We start from the raw sequence: 4,179 nt of genomic DNA, 5'->3' as shown, positions 1-4,179 counted from the left end.
AGCCCTCCGGCACGCGCTCCAGCCGCGGCGGGCCGGCCGGGGGATCCGGCCGGGTCCGCGGGGGAGGCGTCTCGCCGGGGGCTTCGGGGGTGCGTCGCTCACCGGGCGCTACAGTACCACCGTCTCCCGGTACTCGCCGTAGACCTCGCGCAGCGCGTCGGAGATCTCTCCGAGGGTGCACTCGGCCTTCACGGCGGCGAGGATGAGCGGCATGAGGTTCTCGGTCCCGCGGGCGCCGGCGCGCACCGCGTCGAGCGCCGCGCGCGCGGCCGAGGCGCTGCGGGACGCGCGGAGCGCCTTCAGCCGCTCGACCTGCTGCGCCTCCAGCGCCGGATCGACCTTCATCACCGGGACCGGCGGGTCGTCCGACTTGAACGCGTTCACGCCCACGACCACCTGCTCCTTCGCCTCCACCTGGCGCTGCCAGGCGTAGGCGGCCTCCTGGATCTCGCGCTGCACGTACCCCTTCGAGATGGCGTGGACCATCCCGCCCAGCTCGTCGATCTTCTGGATGTACGCCTGGGCGCGGCCCTCGATCTCGTCGGTCATGGCCTCGATGGCCCAGCTGCCGCCGAGCGGGTCGATGACGTCGGCCACGCCCGACTCGTTCGCGAGGATCTGCTGCGTGCGGAGCGCGATGCGCACCGAGTCCTCGGTGGGCAGCCCGAGCGCCTCGTCGCGCGAGTTGGTGTGCAGCGACTGCGTGCCGCCCAGCACCGCCGCCAGCGCCTGGATGGTGACGCGCACGATGTTGTTGTCGGGCTGCTGCGCGGTGAGCATGGAGCCGGCGGTCTGGGTGTGGAACCGCAGCATCATCGAGCGCGGGTCCTTCGCCTTGAACCGCTCCTTCATGATGCGCGCCCAGAGCCGGCGGGCGGCGCGGAACTTCGCCACCTCCTCCAGCAGGTCGTTGTGCGCGTTGAAGAAGAAGGAGAGCCGCCCCGCGAACGCGTCCACGTCGAGGCCCGCCTTCACCGCCGCGTCCACGTACTGGATGCCGTCGGCGAGCGTGAAGGCCACCTCCTGCACCGCGGTCGAGCCGGCCTCGCGGATGTGGTAGCCGGAGATGGAGATGGGGTTCCAGCGCGGCATCACCTTCGCGGTGTAGGCGAAGATGTCGGTGATGATCCGGAGCGACGGCTCCGGCGGGTAGATGTACGTCCCGCGCGCCGCGTACTCCTTCAGGATGTCGTTCTGGATGGTGCCCTGCAGCACCGCCGGCGCGGCCCCCTGCTTCTCGCCCACCGCCTGGTACATCGCGAGCAGCATCCCGGCGGTCGCGTTGATGGTCATCGAGGTGGAGACCTCGCCGAGCGGGATCCGGTCGAACAGCACCTCCATGTCGCGGATCGAGTCGATGGCCACGCCCACCTTGCCCACCTCGCCGCGCGCGCGGGGGTGGTCGGAGTCGCGGCCCATCTGCGTGGGCAGGTCGAACGCCACCGAGAGGCCGGTCTGGCCGGACTCGAGCAGGTAGCGGTAGCGCTTGTTCGACTCCTCGGCGGTGCCGAACCCGGCGTACTGCCGCATGGTCCAGAAGCGGGCGCGGTACATGGTCGGCTGCACGCCGCGCGTGAACGGGTACTCGCCGGGCAGGCCCAGCCGCTCCTCGAGGCCGGGGCGCACGTCGGCGGCGCCGTACACCGGCTCCTCGCGGATGCCGCTGCTCGTCTCGAAGCGCGGGCGCCGCTCGGGCCCCTTCTTCACCGCCTTCGCGTACGTCCCCTCGAGCCACCGCTGCTTCTTCTCGTCCGCCATGTATTCACCGTGGGTGGAGCACGGCGCGCCCGTCACGGGGGGCGCCGGTTGGGAGTGGGAGGCGCGGCGCCGCTACTCCACCGCGCAGAGCAACGCGCTGCCCTCGACCGCCTGGCCCTCGACGACCCGAACCTCGACCACCTTGCCGTCCTTCGGGCTCCTCATCTCGTTCTCCATCTTCATCGCCTCGACGACCACCAGCGGCTGGCCGGCCCGCACCGCGTCCCCCGGCGCCACCAGCACCTTCACCACCCGCCCCGGCATCGGCGCGGTCACCGCCCGCCGGCCCTCCACGCTGGCGCGCGGCGAGGCCCGGCGCATGCGCAGCTTCCGCTCGTCGAGGAGCTCGAGCGGGAACACCGAGCCGTCCACCTGCACGTGCACCTTCGCGCCGCGCTCGTCGAGCATGGCCGAGTAGCTGCGCGTGTCCACCAGCAGCGACAGCGTCCCGTAGTCGTGCGGGTACGCGTCCACCCGGTGCACCTCGTCGCCGATGCGCACCTCGTACTGCCCGGTGGCGAGCCGGGTCACCCCGACCGCCACCTCGCGCTTCCCGCCGTCGAGCAGCGCCACGTAGGTCTTCATCGGCCGCCCCCGCGCAGCGCCCGCAGGCGGCCGGCGCGCGCCCAGCCGGAGCGCGCCGCCCCCTGCCCGGCCCGGGCCGCGTGCGCCTCGGCCGCGTCCCGCTCGCGCTTGAACGCGGCGACCGCCGCCGCGATGAGCGCCACCCGCTCCAGCGAGGGATCCGGCGGCCGGACGAGCGCCTTCGCGTGCCGGGCGCAGAAGCCGGTGTCGTAGTCGCCGGACCGGAACTCGGGGTGATCGAGCGCGGCCGCCAGCCAGCCCAGGTTCGTGCCGATGCCGTGCACCACGTACTCGCCCAGCGCGCGGATGAGCCGGTCGATGGCCTGCGGGCGGGTGGGCGCCCAGGCGACCAGCTTCGAGATCATCGGGTCGTACCACTGCGGCACCACCCAGCCCGCGTACACGCCGGAGTCGTCGCGGATCCCGGGGCCGCCCGGCACGCGCAGGTAGGTGATCTTGCCCGGCTGCGGGAGGAACCCGCGGGCCGGGTCCTCGGCGTAGACGCGCGCCTCGATGGCGTGGCCGCGCCGCTGCACCTGCTCCTGGGCCAGGATCCGCTCGCCCCGCGCCACCTCGAGCTGCATGCGCACCAGGTCGAGCCCGGTGACCATCTCGGTGACCGGGTGCTCCACCTGGAGCCGGGTGTTCATCTCGAGGAAGTAGAAGTTGCGGTGCGCGTCCACCAGCAGCTCGACCGTGCCGGCGCCCACGTAGCCCACCGCGCGGGCGGCGCGGACGGCCACCTCGCCCATGGCCTCGCGCAGCCGGTCGTCGAGCACCGCGCTCGGCGTCTCCTCGATGACCTTCTGCTGGCGCCGCTGCACCGAGCACTCGCGCTCGCCCAGCCACACGCAGTTGCCGTGCTGGTCCGCGAAGACCTGGATCTCGACGTGGCGCGGCTTCTCGAGGAACTTCTCGAGGTAGAGCCGATCGTCGCCGAACGCGGCCGTCGCCTCGCGCCGCGCCGACTGCCACAGCGCGGCGAAGTCCTCGGCGCGGTCGCACCTCTTCATGCCCTTGCCGCCGCCGCCCGCGGCCGCCTTGATCATCACCGGGAAGCCGATCCGCTCCGCGAACGCGCGCGCCTCGGCCTCCTCGGCGAACGGCTCCTCCGAGCCGGGCACCACCGGCACGCCGGCGGCGGCCATGTTGCGCCGGGCGGTGGTCTTCACGCCCATGGCGTCCATCGCCGCGGCGGGCGGGCCGACGAGCGCGATGCCGGCCCGGTCGAGCGCGCGGGCCAGCTCGGCGTTCTCGGAGAGGAACCCGTAGCCGGGGTGCACCGCGTCGGCGCCGGTGCGCCGGCAGGCGTCCAGGATCCGCTCGATGGAGAGGTAGCTCTCGCGCGCCGGCGCGGGGCCGATGAACACCGCCTCGTCGGCCTTGCGGACGTGGAGCGCGCCACGATCCGCCTCGGAGTAGACCGCCACCGTGGGGATCCGCATCTCGCGGCAGGTGCGCATCACGCGCACCGCGATCTCGCCGCGGTTCGCGACCAGCACCTTCTCGATGGGTCTCGTCGGGCTCATGCGCGGAACCGTCGGGGCGGACCGCGGCGGGGCCCCCGGCCGCCCCGGGGTCCGCCACGATAGCCGCCCGGACCTGCGCGGTAAAGCGCGGGGCCGCCGCCGGGCGGGCGCGGCGAGGCCGTCCCGCGCCGCCGGGCGGGGCACCGGCGGCGCTGCCCCGATCGGCCTGTGCCGGGGGGTTCCGCGGCGAGTAAACCGCCCCCAGGATCCCCGTCATGGCCCCGCACGACGCGCCCGGTCACGAGGCCGGCCAGGCTGCCCCGGCGCCGGGCCGGGTGGACGTGCTGGGCGCCCTCGACCGGCTGCT

Annotated in this window: 3 protein-coding genes; all 3 read right to left on the bottom strand. The window is 73.9% G+C overall.

The annotated features are described in order from the left end of the window. Positions 1-108 precede the first annotated feature (108 nt). Positions 109-1,758: a methylmalonyl-CoA mutase gene (locus PSR1_RS22080; protein WP_059439487.1), complete on the bottom strand. Its 1,650-nt coding sequence runs from the start codon at positions 1,756-1,758 to the stop codon at positions 109-111. A 72-nt stretch (positions 1,759-1,830) separates the two neighbouring features. Further along, complete coding sequence (locus PSR1_RS24900; protein ID WP_059439486.1) at positions 1,831-2,343, bottom strand: acetyl-CoA carboxylase biotin carboxyl carrier protein subunit; 513 nt, start codon at positions 2,341-2,343, stop codon at positions 1,831-1,833. Next, positions 2,340-3,872 carry an acetyl/propionyl/methylcrotonyl-CoA carboxylase subunit alpha gene (locus PSR1_RS22070; protein ID WP_059439485.1) on the bottom strand — a complete coding sequence of 511 codons (1,533 nt, stop codon included), beginning with the start codon at positions 3,870-3,872 and terminating at the stop codon, positions 2,340-2,342. The genes PSR1_RS24900 and PSR1_RS22070 overlap by 4 nt, the downstream gene beginning before the upstream one ends. Positions 3,873-4,179 lie beyond the last annotated feature (307 nt).

The organism is Anaeromyxobacter sp. PSR-1 (assembly GCF_000964525.1).
In the GTDB taxonomy this organism is placed as follows: Bacteria; Myxococcota; Myxococcia; order Myxococcales; family Anaeromyxobacteraceae; genus Anaeromyxobacter.
The sequence above is the reverse complement of the archived record's forward strand: the minus strand, read 5'-3'. Positions and strand labels throughout refer to the sequence as shown.

Bases quoted from the DNA above. Each gene is read 5' to 3' on its own strand.
- PSR1_RS22080 (WP_059439487.1), bottom strand. From the start codon at position 1,758: ATGGCGGACGAGAAGAAGCAGCGGTGGCTCGAGGGGACGTACGCGAAG.
- PSR1_RS24900 (WP_059439486.1), bottom strand. From the start codon at position 2,343: ATGAAGACCTACGTGGCGCTGCTCGACGGCGGGAAGCGCGAGGTGGCG.
- PSR1_RS22070 (WP_059439485.1), bottom strand. From the start codon at position 3,872: ATGAGCCCGACGAGACCCATCGAGAAGGTGCTGGTCGCGAACCGCGGC.